The following is a 13,475-nucleotide window of genomic DNA, read 5'->3' as shown; positions in this document are numbered from 1 at the left end:
TCCTCCTGTTGAGCCAATAAAAAAGGGTAACGAGGCTTCTCCGTCCTCATCACCCTTGGATGAAACTTTTTTAATACGTCTCCATGACTTTTTCTTACAAAATACGTTTGACCTCAGCCCATGATTCGGCTCTGAACACTTCCTTTTGCCGTTGATCCAGCTCTTCGATGTCAGTCATCGCATTTAGCCGTTCAAGTATGGTCCCTTTATCCTCTTCAGGAAACCTCGCTTCTAAAAAGTTGACAGTCGAACGAATGAGCCGCTCCCGTTCCCCTTCTCTTTTGCCCTGTTCTAACCCTTTTTGCAAAGCCTCCTGCTCTCTTAGCTCCGCCTCACGCTTAGCCGCTTCTTCATCCAGCACTTGCTTCAAGCGCGCCTCATAGGCAAGTACCTCTTCCTCCGTTGCACTGAGTTGATCCCAGCCTTGAAAAGCAGTCTTAAGTACATCATCTTTCATGGCGATCTCCTCCAGCTCTTGATAGATATCTTCATATACATGACCCTGACGATGATCAACAATGCCTAACAGCAACATCCATCTAGCAAGCGCGTCATTCCACGGATCCAGTTTATTCGCTTTCCATTTGCTCATGAGCTTCGGCATCTCAAGAAAATGGAATTCCATCATGTCGGTCAGCTTGAACTGCTCAGTATCCTCATACAAATGATAAGAGGTATGGAAACGATCCGTTTGATCAAATAATGAAAAATTCATAATAGTAATGGCGATGGCAGGGGTTAGTTGGCGATAGCCCATTCCTTTTTTCATTGGATAACGGTAAATTCCAGCCCAATAGTAAAGAGAACGCTTAATCATGTCATATTGGTTTGTAAATTGAATTTCAATATTAACCCATTCCTGATTATTCGTGAGAGCCAAAATATCAAGCCGTGATTGTTTATCTCCCTCATATTCTCCACTGTTTTCGTTATTTTTAAACGAAACATCCTGAATGCTATCCCGGCCACTGCGTCTAAGAATAGCATTCAAAAACACAACAGTAATCGCTTTGTTCTTTTCAGTGCCGAACAATTGCTTAAAGGCGTAGTCGACTTTCAGGTCCATCAGCCGATGTAATGAAACACGTCTCAGAAGCTTCGTTTCCATATCCCCCAGCCCCCTTTTTCCTATTATAGCATCTTACCTAAATCGAATAGAAGGGCTCCAGCTCCGGTTTCTTCTACATCATCTGCCTTATCACAAGCCAAAAAGACACCTCCGCAGAAGAATGACCACCTGCGGAGGCGTCTCGATGAGAACCCCTGTATCACCTATATCCCACTCTATGAAACATACTTCGTCGAACCTGCTTCCGGCAATTCACCAGCCACACCCTTCTCCCTCCAGAAAAACGCCGTACCTGAAACGAGAATTGCGAGAAAGAATGTGACGAGCCCCATAAGGAGCAACGTGATCGCAGGGGGCAGCACCATCTCCAGCCCGTTGCCCTTTAAAAAGATTTCACGGACGCCCTCGAGAAAATGAGTCAGCGGCAGCAGCTTGCTGACAAACGCCAACGCCGCCGGCATCGCTTCGGCCGGCCATGTATAGCCGGAGAGCAGAAAGGATGGTACGGCAATCAGCATCGTCACCTGCGTCGCGCCAACCTGGTTGCCGGAGAACAGACTGGCGGCATAGCCGATGCCCAACAACGCGAAGATGAAGGCAGCCGCCAGCAGCAGCAACGGAAGCACCGTGCCCCTGAACGGCAGGTCAAACAGCAGAACGCCGATGCCCAACGTAAAAAACGTATTGACGAGACCAATCAGAAAATAAGGCGCCGACTTGGCGTACGCCGTTTTCCAAGGCGAGGCCCGCCATGCGGCGAAACGCTGCCATGTGCCCTGTTCCTTCTCACGCGTGACGGTCAGGGATATGCCTAAAAACAATACTTGCTGGATCACGGTGCCGATCAAGCCGAAAATGAGAAAGACTCCGTAATTATACGTTGGGTTATATAGAACCCGGTAGCTGAACGGAATCGGCTGAAAGGCCGACTGAATTTCCTCCGTCCGCAGACCCTCCTGCTGCATCCGTTCGACCGTCGCCCCGAGGCCAAATGTCGAGACGACTTCATTCGCCCCTCTCGTTGCGACATTGGAGACGACCATATTGCTGCCGTCGATCATCGTCAGCACCGCAGGACGTTCGCCGCGTTTTAAGCCGACCTCAAAATCAGCGGGAATGATAATGCCGACTTTAGCCTGCCCGCTGGCGAGCATTCGCTCGACCTCCGTTTCCCGGTACACCTGACTTGTGATCGCAAAAGCTTCCGTCTGCTGAAAGGCCTGCACCATTTGCCGGCTGAGGCTGCTATTATCCTGATCCAAAATGACGGTCGGCAGCTGGTCGACGCGATCATTGGAATATAAATAGCCGAACATCAGCGTATAGAGAAGCGGCGTCAAGAACAGGATCGCCAAAAGCCGCTTATCTCTCACCATGCTGCGCCACTCCTCCATGATGACTGCGCCTACGCTCAATCCTTCCTCTTTCATTGCTCTTCTCCCGTCCCGTGCCAAATGACCGTCATCCCCGTCGCCACATCAGGAGGAAGCTCGTTAAGCATCACCTTGACGCCAAATGTGCGTATATCGGTTTCGCCGATGCTTTGCGATGCCTTTTGCGTCGCGTAGCTTGCGGTAGGGCTAAGCTGCACGACTTCTCCCTTGATCGATGTGTCGAGCGAGACAAGTCCGACTTCGACCGTATCGCCGACCGAGACGCCGGCTACGTCCGTTTCCGGAAAATAAAATGTCGCCCAGCGATTCTCATGTGATTCAATCGTATAAACCGGATAGCCGGCGCTGACGAGTTCACCGATCTCGGCCTGCTGGCTGACGACGACGCCATCAGTCGGCGCGACAAGCTCCGTGTAGCCAAGATACGTTTCCACTTCGGCCAAATTAGCCTGCGCCTGCTCAAGCCCGGCCTCCGCGGATAACACAGTCGCTTCCGCCTGGGAAACGCCTGACTTCGCCGTTTGTTCCGTCGCCTCGGCCTGGGCAACTCCGGCTGAGGCGGCCTCGACATCACCTTGCTTAATGTTGACTTGCGCCTTGTTCGCCTTTGCCAGGTTCACAGCTGCTTTCGCCTGCTCGACCTGAGCCTGGGCGGCGTCGATTTCTTCCTGGCGTGATCCTTTCTGGCTCATTTCCACCTGCTTTTGCGCGACGTCATAATCGGACTTTGCTTTTTCATACTTCAGCTGCTGCTCCTCGACGTCGACCTCTGAAGCCAATCCATCGGCTAACAGCGCCTTCGCCCGCTCAACATTTTTGCTTGCGGCGTCAAGCGCTTCCTTCGCGACATCACGCCGGCTTTCGGCCTGCGCCTGTTCCTCGGGACGCGGACCGCTTTTCACCGCCGCCAGCTTCGCCTCCGCCGCCTTCAAGGCAGCCTCGGCCTCCTTGATTTGCTGCTCGACGCTTTCAGCGGTTAATGTTACCGCAGAAGAGGCTTGAGATTGCTTCGCCTTCGCCGCATTAACAGCTTCGGACGACTCATTGATTTTTCCTTCAGCCAGGCCAACAGCCGCGCGTGCTTCGGCGAGTTTTCCTTCCTGGACTTTGACAGCCGCTCTCGCCTGCTCAACCTGGCTTTCCAGCTCAGAGCTTTCCAGTCTGGCAATGACCTGCCCTTGTTCAACGGTTTCCCCTTCTTCCACGAGCAGTTCAACGACGCGTCCTGCCATTTTAAAGCCGGCGTTGGCCTGCTTCGCCTCGACATAGGCCGTTTGCATCGATTCCGCCCCGCTGACAAACTGGCTGCCCGCCTTCGTCGCCGAAAGAGCGAAAATACTTCCCGAAATCAACAGTACAAAAACCGCAATCGTGATGATTCTTCCTTTGTTCATTGGTTCTCCTCCGCCTGTCTCTCTGTAATTAACCCGTTCATAATACTGTTCTCAAGAATACCGGCCAACTGATCGTCCGATAAGCTGTGCTGCGGCGCCCATTCCGTCACAACAGCAATGTACAATTTGAAAATGAGAAACGCCGTCATCTCCGTCTCACAAGGCTCGATTTTATTCGCTTTGATCGCCTGTTGCAGCAAGCTGGCCAAATATTGAATCGCTTCCGTCTCAATTTTTTTCAAGGCGTTAGCAACGAGTGGCGAGCCGGTCCAGTCAATCTCCTTTGCCATCGTCCGCAGCAACGCGTGAACTTCCCGATAATTAAGAATCTCCGATATTGCGTTATGAAAATTGATAAACACCGGAAGCTCAGGCTGAATAACCTCATCCGCTTTCTCCTTCATCTCCCGGATAATGACATTTATAATTTCAAGCAGAATATCCTCCTTCGTCTCAAAGTAGTTATAAATCGTTCCCTTTCCTACCTTGGCAAACTTCGCAATTTTATCAACCGAGGTTCCTTTATAGCCAAAGGTCGAAAACGTCTCTTCCGCAGCCTTCAAAATCGCCTCCCGCTTCGCATCCATGTGCAGCAGCCCTCCTTTCAAAAGTGACTTAAATCCTAAATTAGTTCTGTAGTCATTTATACTGTAGCAGGCTTCCTCTGTTTTGGCAAGATCCTGTCTTTATGAAAAAACGAAAAAAGCGCAGCAAAAGATGGAGGAGTCCTCCTTTGCTGCGCCTTCAGAAAAACTTGTTTCGGCGAATTGCGATTTATTTTTCATCAACTAAAAGCAGAAGCTTCTTGAAAAAGTCATTGGCTAAGGTTTTCTATGCCTTAATTCTTACATGTTTTATAATATTCCTGCCCTAAAATGATTAACCCTCCAACGGTTAACAAAATTCCTATCACAAACGGAAAACCTAAAAATAAGGATTGTACAGGTTCATCTCCGTACTGTGGCGCTCCAAAAATAGCATGCCATAATTTAGATTTCCCTGACCAAGCTGTTATTTCCATAGCGTAAATCGTACCCGCTAACAAAATGGTTAATGTAATTAATAAGCCCCCAAGAAGGACAAAGCCACCAATAACAATGCGTTTCATGATTTCTCCCCTTTTTTCTTTCTCCGGCTCTTGTCAGATCGCTTTAGGCTTTCCTCTCCATTTCAAGATGTAACAAATCAATTGTAAAGCCAGCTTCCATTAACAAATCTAGTCCAAGCAATCCATTTATATCTTCATATCCAAAATCATTAAAATCTATCTCAACGTGTTTAATCGTGCAATCACTGATTTGAATTTGATCTACTCGCTTCCTAATGGCGTGCTCTTTTCCTCCAATCCCAATGTAAGTCAACATGAAGACCGATACTTCAACTGCACCTTGAAAATAAGGGTTCTAGCAGCCCCAGTATCGACAACCATATTCTCTATCACTTTATTTTTTTCATTCCATGTTAAAGCAATATCCACTAAAAGCAGCCCATATTTATGCTTGATTTTCATGATAGTCCAATCTCCTCAAGCCTACATCTTGACGCACTTCGAGTACGATCTTCTTATTAGCAGTGTGGTAAACTAACTCATCACCTTTTGATTTTAACAATTCACTTGTTGCTGTTTCATCAGAGACAGGCTTGATTACTGCTATATCTTCAATAAATTCTTGACCGTTTTTAATATGAGACGATAAAACTTTTAACTTCACAAATTGATTTGGATATAATTTTCTAACGTCTGACCATTTCATCCCTCTCACCGGCCCATTTTTTCATTCTTTCCTGATCAATCTGAAGCATGTTTACTACATCAAGCTTCCACAGTACAAGGTTCTTCCCCGACAAAAAGTTTACTCGGCCGACTGAGACCATCTCTCCTGCTTTTCTAATGCCTCTTGAATAAGGGTAGTCATTTCCTTGCGAGTCTCTGCCCGGTAAAGACGTTGGAGCAAATGATGTAACAACTCTAAATCCATAAGTTGTTCAACCTCTTTTTTCATACTTTTTGCTTCCAGACCAAAGCGTGAATCCAAATAATACTTTATTGCATTTTGGCTCTCTGAGATACGGCCACGTTCCTCCGCCATGCGCAACACCCTTGCCATACTCGCCACCTCCATTAGTTTTTCAACGTATTCCTCGTCAATGAACTTGTCGCTAATCGCAATAATCGTTGACATGAGCTTTACTTGCTGATTTTGATTCTTTATTCTCTTAGCTAATTCCACGGTTTCAATCGCCCGTTCCGAGCGGTCTACAATGCTTTTCATCAATGGGAGAAAAATAAGGTTCAGCTCATCGACATCGGTCAATTCCTCTCCGTTTTCAATCTTTGTCCAGAGATCTAAGATGATCTGGTCCCCGTCATAATCCTTCATGAAAACCGCCTTCGTCTCATATGTCACGGAGCCATATTTTTTTACTTCAGTTGCATGATCGACATCCGCGCCATAAATGACAACTGTTTGAATTGGCTTCTTGTATTTCTCATAAGCACTCACATCATATTGCAGAAAACGGTCTAGCTCTTTCTCAGAAAATACGGTCTGAAATTCTAAATGCAAATACGTGTCATCCTTTAACAAAAACATAAAGTCCATTCGGCGATCATTGACGGTAATGATCGGCAAATCAGTTGGCACAACTCTCACAATGGGAGCGGTGTTGATACCATAAAAATCTAAGGCTTTTTCTCGAAACTGCTCAGTCATGCTGCGAAAAATAATGTCATAATTGGCATAGGCAACATCGGCTCGTTTCCCCATTTTCCGTACATCCTTTTCTTTTTATTTTATCATACTTGTTAACTGAAAATACCGTCAATGCTTATACATGCCTTGACCCACATTTAACAAAACAGGAGGTTCCTCTCCCCCACCATTCCCTGTCCAACGAACACCTATTCAAACCCTGTTGCCTCTTCACCGCGCACCGGTTCGACTCCGTCCTCAAACGTAATCCGGATAGAGGCCGCCTCTTCCCACTCGGCACTGTCGGCGACGTGGAAGTGAATATGAGGCTCACTTGAGTTGCCGGAATTGCCACATAATCCGAGCAGCTGACCAGCCTCGACCTGATCGCCCTCGCTCACCTGAAGACTTCCCTGCTGAAAATGGGCAAGAACACTGTACTCACCATTGTGATGGTCTATGATCACATGATTGCCGAGCGGCTCCTGCTCGTTTGTCTCGATACCCGGCGTGTTGTCGGCAATGCCATTTTCAACAGAGACGACCGTCCCCGCAGCCGGGGCGACGACTTCCTTGCCGAAGGCGTGATAGCTTTCATTATTTGTTGCTTCGCCTTCGAAAGTCGAGCCATTTTCAACGACAACAAGATCGTAGGCATAGCGCTGGCTTTCCACCGGATAATGGTAGTTCACCAGTTGATTCGTTCCACCCCAAAACGTCAGCCAGCTGCCGGTAATCGGCATCCGGTATGTGCCTTCCGTATACTGTTCATCCGTCTCCGGGTGCGAGCTGAGCGGCATTACCTGAAGACCTTCAATCGTCCAATCTTCAGCGAAATAAGCGCGGATTCCTTTATCGCCATTATCACTGATCCATTGGTACTCCTCATATCCCATCACAGGAATTTCCGATACGAGCTGAAATTCCTCGACTCCTTCAATAAATGTCTCGCCTAACTGAACAAACTCCTGCAACGGCACCTGCGCCTGAAATTCAGCGCTCGTCTGACTGTGCAGCCGCTCAAACTCCCCAGCCAAATAGCGCTCCGCGAATTGCTCCGGCGCGACCGCCTCCGCCTGATCTTCGACTGGTTCCTCTTCTATAGGTTGTGGGCTGCCCTCTTCCTCACCGCCGCATGCCACGAGAAGCCCCGCCAGCATGAGCGAAGTCGTCACTGTCAAATACCGATTCATTGTAAGCACTCCTTTCGAATATCCTCTATACGAATTCTACGATCACAAACGCCATTACGTTTCATCTTAGTTATTGTTGCCGGAGAAGGGTGTTTTTTAACATAAAAAACACCTAAAGAGTGGCGTCTCCACTCGTTAGGTGCCTATTTCGGTTATGACGCTTGCTCACTGACAGACATTCCGGCCAATGAATTACGTTAGTTTGTTTTTCAATGTTTCCACTTCTTCAAGCGGAAGTTCCGTCATTTCTGCAATCAACTCAAGCGCCATCCCTTTTTTAATCATCTTTTTCGCAATCTCAAGTTTGCCTTCATATTTGCCTTCACGTTTGCTGTCTCCGCGAATGGAAGCAATATCTTTTAAGGCTTTTTCCCTCGCTTCGTACTGCATTCTTGTTTCTGGATCCAGGCTTGCCTGCTTCAATATATCTACTGCCATTTCAAGCATCGGGTCTTGTTTTGCCATTTTTGCCCACCTCATATCATCTTCATTTGTTAAAAAGTGTAACCACTTTGCCATTCGATCATTCTTTGGGATCGATCGTTCTTGCTGCTGTCGAACAAATTTAGGCATTTCGATAAAATGTAATTGCATTAAATCCGGAAATGGTTCACCCGTTTTCTCTTCCATCAAACGATAACAATTATAATAGGCATCCGATGTAAAAAACTCAAAATCCAATAAATTGATGGTCGTCACTTTTGTTAATTGATAATAGTCATCTCCCTTGCCTAACTGTTCTTCATATAATTTTGCTCCGTAATAGAGGGATCGCTTGTGAATATTTTTTTGATTGGTTAATTGTATTTCCACGTTGGCATAACCATATCCACTAATTTTTGCTTTTATGTCAAAAACAGATAACTTGTCATTTACATTTTGTTTGTCGGTAAAAGGATTTACTATTTCCACGGCCCCAAAACTTTTCCCATCTGGTACTTGTAAGAAATCATTTAAAAGCGATAATAAAAGTGCTTTGGACTTCTTCCTGTCACTTCCAAAAATAAGCTTAAAAATAAAATCATTTTTCGGTTTTAACCATGTTATTGGTTCCATATTAAAATACCTCTTCGTATACCTTTGTAAAAATTATACCATAAAATACGGAACAAAGCTGTCGAGACTGGTACCTTTTGAAACAGAAATAGAACCATTCGCCTCCTCGATCAGTTCCCCTCGATTTACACTCTTTGTAACAAAAAAAGACCCTCTGCAAGAAGAGGATCATTTTATAAGCTTTCAACTCATCGACAAACAACATGCGTCCTAATTTCGCCCTACATCCGTTCAATTCCTTCAGCACATCACTACCCGTAATTCCTCTTTATCATCCAGCACTTTCTGGATATTAACGAATTGATTCACTTCCCCAGTGATGGAAATGCAGACTTTACGATGAGCAACCGCTTGTGGATGAATAGCCTCCACTTTTGCCTGATAGCTGCAGTTCTGCTCCATGATCTCAAACATCCATCCACTGTAAAAAGCAGGGATGAAGCCTAACTTCTCTCCGTTGACCGACATGACTACGACTGCTTTATGATCATGAGGGTTTTCAGGGTCTAAAGAAAATTCTACCCTATCATCGATTTGAAGCTGGTCAATCACCTGATCTCCCTGATAATAACGCCAACCTGCTACAAAGAAGTCTAAAACAAAGTTGTTATGTTCCACAATAATCGGCGAAACAAATTCATAGGAATCTGTCGCTAAAATGCCGCCTGTCGCCCGCAACACATCCATTTCCGTGCACTCCGTTGAAAGACCTAAATCCTGGAGTACTGATAGGTAGTCAGGTCTTCGACGGTCTGGTAACCGTCGCGCAAACGGCCCAAAAAGTGTGTTGGAAGTATACGTCTTATTTGTATCCGGGAATGCTAAGTGAGGTCGATACCCATTGTCCATCGCTTCTTTCAGCTTTCTTCTATATCCTTCCTTCTCGTAGGAAAATGTATAGGCGCCATCTTCATGAAGCAACCTTCCTACATGATAACGCTGGCGTGTCTCAACATTTTGCCAAATCAGCCAGAGTTCAAACGGTCTCTTACTCATGCTTTCACCCTCCCTTCAAACCAATTTAAGATCCATTCCTTCCGGTAAAGCAAAAGGCGGATTACCCATTCCCTTCTTTTCACTTGACCAAATGCCCAACACATACAGTGAAAACGATCCACGATAATCAATGAACCTCCTAATTGCCGCCGTACAGCTTCCTGCTTCCTTAAACGCTCTGGATAGATCAATAACTACATTTCTCTGTTCCTAAGCACACCTCCCGATTGTTATGCTAATACCAAATCACCTGAATGAATTTCTGTTTTTGAAACCATCTTCATGGCTTCCATTACTTGCTAAAGCCTTTCTAACCTGGCCCCATAGTATTCATTTCGCTCATCTCTTGATACTTGAGAAGGGGATACCCCTAATCGCTCTGCTAAGTCTTGTTGACTCATTCCAAGGTAAATGCGATATGCAATTAATGTCTTTCCTAATTGATGTAAGTTAATGATAGGATCAAATTCTCCTCTTTTAATACGTTCATAATAAACAAGCTATGGAGTAATGTTTTGGATGCACTAACATCCCCCCAATTGATAATTCCTTTCCACCGAATCATTTCTCCGTCAAAAAAAGCACCAACAGGGCCATCCCCACTGGTGCTTCTTTCGCTATGCGCTTATGCTTCTTATGATTGTCCTTGCTGCGGCAGAACGCCGGCTTCAAGGGCTTTAAGTTGTTGGGTGACAAGGAAGTAGGAATACTTCGCCATTTCGTGAGCAAGCTCGGCTTGATCAATTTGAATGGCCGCCTGTTCAAACGTCGCCTTTGACATCAGCCCGAGCTGATAGCGGCGCTCTAACATATTGTAGTCATAGCGGGCATAGTCCAGATCTCGCTGCGCGTCCTGAATCGCCTGATAGCTGTCCTCGATATCGAAGTAGAGCTGACGGATGGCCGCTTCGGCATTCAGCTTCAATTGCGCCAAATTCTCCTCTTCGACCTTCACATTCAAGTCGGCTTCGTTTTTCTGATAAGAGGATGAGTCCTCATCGTCATATACGCGCTCACGCTCATATTTTGCCATTTCAATCGCCTCAAGCTGAGCTTTATACTGGAATGAATTTTCGATCAACTCATTCGTATCGGTTTCCTGCTCTGGTAAGGCAGAGCTGGAAAGCTCAATCGGCTCAAGCGAGAAGTCAGGATGATAGACAAGCCCTAAGTCGAGCGCAAACTCAGCCAGATCATGATGATATTTCTTTTCTTCCTGCTCAAGATCAGACTTCTGGATTCTCAGCTCACGCGCTTCTGTATTAAACTCGTTGAACGAAATCAAACCAAGCTCACGCTGACGATCAAGATTGGCGATCTCTGTCTCCAATACGTCAATTGACTTTCGTTGCAGCTCAAGCTGCTCTTCGGTCATTAACAGCTGGGTAAACGTCATCGCCGTTGCCATTTTAATGCTTTCTCTTGCTTCATCCTGGTTATACACAAGCGTCACTTGACCGGAACGAAGCTGTTCAAGCGCGTCTTCCAGCTGCTCAATTGTATCCTCAAGCATCTCAAGCTGGTCGTTCATCGCGTTCCATTCCTGCCCAAGACCTATGCGCTCACCTATGTAACTCGGGTCAAAAGGATCAAGATTGCGACGACGCTCCATTAAATTGTCTAACGCATCCTCCAAGTCTTCAATATCCTTTTCAAGATCACGATAATCAAGGTTCGTGTTGCCTTCCTGATTTTCGAGAATTTCAAGCTGATAGTTTAAGAGCATTAAAGAAGAATTGTCCTCAAGCGCCCGTTCAAGAGCCTGCTCAAGAGAAAGGCTGGTAACCAGTTCGATTTCCTCTTCCTCACTGCCTTCCTCTGCTTTTTCCCCTTCTTGTACATCTTCACTTACTTCTTCTTCCAGGACTTCATCAGAAGCCTCATCCGCGAAAGCCACTGGTGCTATACTTGATGTGGCCAACAAAAACGCTAATCCGACTGTCGCACTTTTCTTCAACAAAACCTTCCCCTTCCCTTACGTTCGTTTCATCGCCATGTCTGTGCTTTCAGGTTCTATGTCATCAACGGTAAAATTTAACGCTACTGATATTATTTTATCATACTTTCCAGCCAGATAAGTGACAAATTGTTGACGTGAAATGGAAGTTCTATGTAATAGTGACTCTTTTATAACATAGACACTAAGGGGTAAAGCCAGTGGACATTTTCAATAATGTTCGCCCCACAATCTACTCCCTAAACAAAAATTGAAATAAGTGTCCATAAATATGTAACAATCCCGCAACAGCTTTACTTGCGATTGAAATAAATGTAAGCTAGAGTAGCAAGTGCTATATCATAAATGGGGGTACAAATTATGAAAAAGAGATATGTCATTGCCGCATTAGCGATCAGCCTAGGCTTAAGCGCATGCTCAAATAACGGTGAAGTTGAAGAGCAACCGCAGGACGAGCCACAGGAAGAAGTTCAGGATCAGCCAGAGGAAGAAGGTCAGCCTGAAGACGCTGCCTCTGAAGAAGAACAGGACCCTGCTACTTCAGAAGAAGAACCTTCTCTCAGCCTCGGAGCGGAAGAAGAGCTTCAGGAGGAAATTGCCTCGCAGCCGGGAATTGTTGATGTCATGGTGCAAGTAGAAGAAGGATCAGCCAACAGAATTAATGCTGACATTGAAATCAACGACGAGCAGGAACTGTCACCTGAAGAAGTCGCAGAAACATATGCGGAACTAATCAAAGAAAAATACCCAGATCACGCCGTTGACATCATCATCATCCAAGACGGCCAAATGCTAACCCAAGCCCAGTTTGAGTAATAGAGGATAATTGCATTTTTTAGAAACGGCAATGGAACTAAGCTTAAGAGAAATACCACCAACGAATTGATCGTTGGTGGTATTTCCTTCAAGTCAACAAATAATTTAAACACATTAATTTATCTTAATAATTCCATAATGATCATTTTCTATATTTAACGTAAACGCTGCTTTGCCATCCTGAATAACAATTATATTTTCGGCATCTGCGTTGTTTTGTTCTTCTTTAGTGATAGTCTTATCAATTTGAATAATTAGTCTTTCTAGATCAGCTAATCGATTTCATTTTTTGTTCTTAACCAAACGCTCTACGATTATTTTTCCTCTGAGATTTCACTTCAAAAAAAGATTTCAGTGGGAGCTGTTCAAGGCCATTAAGAAGTTCTACAGGACTTTCAATTCTATAAAGACTAAGCCAACCAGCGCTCAGCCCTTTCCCTTACCCAAATGGATAGCTCACCTAGCTCCACTCATCACTGTATCCTACACTTAAATGACAGTTAACATTTCCTTTCTTGTCTCGAAAACATTTTACTCGGTCTTTAAAGGGCAGTAGTTCTCGTTTTACAGAGTCAAGGGCGTCTCTATATTTTGCTTTTCCGTCAGCATCTCTTCCCCAACCAACTATTATAAGCTCAGACCCTCTTAAAGCCTGCCTTACATATTCCAGGTTGTCCTTTTCCAGTTTATCATCTCTATTAATCAATCCATTTTGCTCTTTCGATCTATAAGCAAATAGATTAACAATCTCAACCTGTCCGTAGCCGTTGCAAATCAGGTTGTTAATGACGTTCTACAATGTCTGGATCTTGACGGCGCTAATTGTCCTAAAACTGACGGATTCACTGTCCAAAATGAAGAGGAAGCAATCCTTTGCTCCCCCTTCATTTTACAAATCTACTTGATA

The 13,475-nt window shown here is 45.3% G+C and carries 16 protein-coding genes; 1 reads left to right on the top strand and 15 read right to left on the bottom strand.

From position 1 onward, the window contains the following. Positions 1-94 precede the first annotated feature (94 nt). The 14 genes from M3202_RS16255 to M3202_RS16190 form a co-directional block, all read right to left on the bottom strand. A complete protein-coding gene (locus M3202_RS16255; protein ID WP_251224354.1) occupies positions 95-1,108 on the bottom strand; it encodes an Rpn family recombination-promoting nuclease/putative transposase in 1,014 nt (337 codons plus the stop codon). A gap of 176 nt (positions 1,109-1,284) precedes the next feature. Further along, positions 1,285-2,499 carry an ABC transporter permease gene (locus M3202_RS16250; protein ID WP_251224353.1) on the bottom strand — a complete coding sequence of 405 codons (1,215 nt, stop codon included), beginning with the start codon at positions 2,497-2,499 and terminating at the stop codon, positions 1,285-1,287. Further along, positions 2,496-3,857: an HlyD family efflux transporter periplasmic adaptor subunit gene (locus M3202_RS16245; protein ID WP_251224352.1), complete on the bottom strand. Its 1,362-nt coding sequence runs from the start codon at positions 3,855-3,857 to the stop codon at positions 2,496-2,498. The genes M3202_RS16250 and M3202_RS16245 overlap by 4 nt, the downstream gene beginning before the upstream one ends. Beyond that, on the bottom strand, positions 3,854-4,444 hold the full coding sequence (locus M3202_RS16240) for a TetR/AcrR family transcriptional regulator (protein WP_251224351.1): 591 nt from the start codon (positions 4,442-4,444) through the stop codon (positions 3,854-3,856). The genes M3202_RS16245 and M3202_RS16240 overlap by 4 nt, the downstream gene beginning before the upstream one ends. A 251-nt stretch (positions 4,445-4,695) precedes the next feature. Next, positions 4,696-4,965, bottom strand: a complete 270-nt coding sequence (locus M3202_RS16235; protein WP_251224350.1) for a hypothetical protein — start codon at positions 4,963-4,965, stop codon at positions 4,696-4,698. Positions 4,966-5,008: 43 nt separating this feature from the next. Next, positions 5,009-5,221 carry a pepsin/retropepsin-like aspartic protease family protein gene (locus tag M3202_RS16230; RefSeq protein WP_251224349.1) on the bottom strand — a complete coding sequence of 71 codons (213 nt, stop codon included), beginning with the start codon at positions 5,219-5,221 and terminating at the stop codon, positions 5,009-5,011. Continuing rightward, a complete protein-coding gene (locus M3202_RS16225; RefSeq protein ID WP_251224348.1) occupies positions 5,215-5,367 on the bottom strand; it encodes a hypothetical protein in 153 nt (50 codons plus the stop codon). Before M3202_RS16225 ends, M3202_RS16230 begins: the two co-directional genes overlap by 7 nt. Continuing rightward, on the bottom strand, positions 5,351-5,611 hold the full coding sequence (locus M3202_RS16220) for a hypothetical protein (protein ID WP_251224347.1): 261 nt from the start codon (positions 5,609-5,611) through the stop codon (positions 5,351-5,353). The genes M3202_RS16225 and M3202_RS16220 overlap by 17 nt, the downstream gene beginning before the upstream one ends. A 99-nt stretch (positions 5,612-5,710) precedes the next feature. Further along, entirely contained in the window at positions 5,711-6,625 is a 915-nt protein-coding gene (locus tag M3202_RS16215; RefSeq protein ID WP_251224346.1) for an RpnC/YadD family protein, read from the bottom strand. 134 nt (positions 6,626-6,759) lie between these two features. Beyond that, on the bottom strand, positions 6,760-7,743 hold the full coding sequence (locus M3202_RS16210; protein ID WP_251224345.1) for a peptidoglycan DD-metalloendopeptidase family protein: 984 nt from the start codon (positions 7,741-7,743) through the stop codon (positions 6,760-6,762). Positions 7,744-7,935: 192 nt separating this feature from the next. Then, positions 7,936-8,799 carry an Rpn family recombination-promoting nuclease/putative transposase gene (locus tag M3202_RS16205; RefSeq protein WP_251224344.1) on the bottom strand — a complete coding sequence of 288 codons (864 nt, stop codon included), beginning with the start codon at positions 8,797-8,799 and terminating at the stop codon, positions 7,936-7,938. Positions 8,800-9,039: 240 nt separating this feature from the next. Then, positions 9,040-9,795, bottom strand: coding sequence for an HIRAN domain-containing protein (locus tag M3202_RS16200; RefSeq protein WP_251224343.1), 756 nt, complete (start codon positions 9,793-9,795; stop codon positions 9,040-9,042). Positions 9,796-10,094: 299 nt separating this feature from the next. Continuing rightward, the gene (locus M3202_RS16195) at positions 10,095-10,250 is read right to left on the bottom strand and encodes a helix-turn-helix transcriptional regulator (RefSeq protein ID WP_349775629.1); all 156 of its coding nucleotides are present in this window, start codon (positions 10,248-10,250) and stop codon (positions 10,095-10,097) included. Between the two features lie 179 nt (positions 10,251-10,429). After that, positions 10,430-11,752 carry a TolC family protein gene (locus M3202_RS16190; protein ID WP_251224341.1) on the bottom strand — a complete coding sequence of 441 codons (1,323 nt, stop codon included), beginning with the start codon at positions 11,750-11,752 and terminating at the stop codon, positions 10,430-10,432. A 360-nt stretch (positions 11,753-12,112) separates the two neighbouring features. Between M3202_RS16190 and M3202_RS16185 the strand changes: the two genes are divergently transcribed. Further along, positions 12,113-12,568 carry a hypothetical protein gene (locus tag M3202_RS16185; protein ID WP_251224340.1) on the top strand — a complete coding sequence of 152 codons (456 nt, stop codon included), beginning with the start codon at positions 12,113-12,115 and terminating at the stop codon, positions 12,566-12,568. Positions 12,569-13,028: 460 nt separating this feature from the next. Here the strand turns inward: M3202_RS16185 and M3202_RS16180 are convergent, their stop codons facing one another. Further along, a complete protein-coding gene (locus tag M3202_RS16180; RefSeq protein ID WP_285890558.1) occupies positions 13,029-13,346 on the bottom strand; it encodes a DUF1643 domain-containing protein in 318 nt (105 codons plus the stop codon). Between the last annotated feature and the right edge of the window lie 129 nt (positions 13,347-13,475).

Source organism: Halalkalibacter oceani (assembly GCF_023715605.1).
GTDB classification, from domain to species: Bacteria; Bacillota; Bacilli; order Bacillales; family Bacillaceae_D; genus Halalkalibacter; species Halalkalibacter oceani.
The sequence above is the reverse complement of the archived record's forward strand: the minus strand, read 5'-3'. Positions and strand labels throughout refer to the sequence as shown.

Excerpts from the sequence above, each read along its gene's own strand:
- M3202_RS16250 (WP_251224353.1), bottom strand. The coding sequence starts at position 2,499 with ATGAAAGAGGAAGGATTGAGCGTAGGCGCAGTCATCATGGAGGAGTGG.
- M3202_RS16230 (WP_251224349.1), bottom strand. The coding sequence starts at position 5,221 with ATGTTGACTTACATTGGGATTGGAGGAAAAGAGCACGCCATTAGGAAG.
- M3202_RS16185 (WP_251224340.1), top strand. The coding sequence starts at position 12,113 with ATGAAAAAGAGATATGTCATTGCCGCATTAGCGATCAGCCTAGGCTTA.
- M3202_RS16235 (WP_251224350.1), bottom strand. The coding sequence starts at position 4,965 with ATGAAACGCATTGTTATTGGTGGCTTTGTCCTTCTTGGGGGCTTATTA.
- M3202_RS16205 (WP_251224344.1), bottom strand. The coding sequence starts at position 8,799 with ATGGAACCAATAACATGGTTAAAACCGAAAAATGATTTTATTTTTAAG.
- M3202_RS16225 (WP_251224348.1), bottom strand. The coding sequence starts at position 5,367 with ATGAAAATCAAGCATAAATATGGGCTGCTTTTAGTGGATATTGCTTTA.
- M3202_RS16210 (WP_251224345.1), bottom strand. The coding sequence starts at position 7,743 with ATGAATCGGTATTTGACAGTGACGACTTCGCTCATGCTGGCGGGGCTT.
- M3202_RS16200 (WP_251224343.1), bottom strand. The coding sequence starts at position 9,795 with ATGAGTAAGAGACCGTTTGAACTCTGGCTGATTTGGCAAAATGTTGAG.
- M3202_RS16220 (WP_251224347.1), bottom strand. The coding sequence starts at position 5,611 with ATGAAATGGTCAGACGTTAGAAAATTATATCCAAATCAATTTGTGAAG.
- M3202_RS16215 (WP_251224346.1), bottom strand. The coding sequence starts at position 6,625 with ATGGGGAAACGAGCCGATGTTGCCTATGCCAATTATGACATTATTTTT.
- M3202_RS16255 (WP_251224354.1), bottom strand. The coding sequence starts at position 1,108 with ATGGAAACGAAGCTTCTGAGACGTGTTTCATTACATCGGCTGATGGAC.
- M3202_RS16240 (WP_251224351.1), bottom strand. The coding sequence starts at position 4,444 with ATGGATGCGAAGCGGGAGGCGATTTTGAAGGCTGCGGAAGAGACGTTT.
- M3202_RS16245 (WP_251224352.1), bottom strand. The coding sequence starts at position 3,857 with ATGAACAAAGGAAGAATCATCACGATTGCGGTTTTTGTACTGTTGATT.